Origin of the sequence: Collinsella aerofaciens, assembly GCF_032584215.1 — a bacterium.
In the GTDB taxonomy this organism is placed as follows: domain Bacteria; phylum Actinomycetota; class Coriobacteriia; order Coriobacteriales; family Coriobacteriaceae; genus Collinsella.
The window spans coordinates 1-762 of record NZ_JAWHPN010000069.1 but is presented as its reverse complement, the minus strand read 5'-3'; the positions used below and the strand labels follow the sequence as shown (position 1 = coordinate 762).

The following is a 762-nucleotide window of genomic DNA, read 5'->3' as shown; positions in this document are numbered from 1 at the left end:
GAGCTGGCCGGGCCGGGCAAGTCGGTGGTCATCGTCATTCCGGACATCGTCAAGGGGGGCAACCAGCCTACCAGCCACCGGAAGGTGGCCATCCGTGCCTGCCTGGACGAGCTGTACGCCGCCGGGGTGGAGCAGAAGGACGTGCTGCTGCTGTTCTCCAACGGCCTGCACCCCCGTGCTACTGTGGCCGAGATGCAGACCATCCTGGGCCCCGAGCTGTTCGGCGAGTTCTACCCCACCGGCCAGATCACCAGCCACGACAGCGAGGACTACGACCACCTGGTGGACCTGGGCTACACCGCCCAGGGGGACCACGTGATCATGAACAAGTACGTCTACGACGCGGACGTGGCGGTGCTCATCGGGCACACCCAGGGCAACCCCTACGGCGGCTACTCCGGCGGCTACAAGCACTGCGCCACCGGCATCTCCCACTGGCGGAGCATCTCTGCCCACCACGTGCCCCAGGTGATGCACCGGCAGGACTTCGTGCCCGTGTCCACGAACAGCGAGATGCGGCACAAGTTCGACCAGCAGGGCATGCACATGGAGGAGAAGATGGGCAAGAAATTCTTCTGCTGCGACGCCGTGCTGGACACCAAGAGCCGCCAGATCGAGATTCACTCCGGCTGGGCCAGGGAGATGCAGCCCGTGTCCTGGAAGACGGCGGACAAGCGCACCTACGTCCACTGGGCGGAGAAGAAGTACGACATCATAGCAGTCACATAAACAAACACCAAGCGGCCGACGATACGACACGAG

General features: G+C 63.9%; 1 protein-coding gene. It reads left to right on the top strand.

What is annotated here, in order from left to right; all coding sequences use genetic code 11:
- Window positions 1-729 (top strand): lactate racemase domain-containing protein (locus RX395_RS09775; RefSeq protein WP_316367279.1); only part of this gene is annotated, 729 nt, incomplete at its 5' end.
- Between the last annotated feature and the right edge of the window lie 33 nt (window positions 730-762).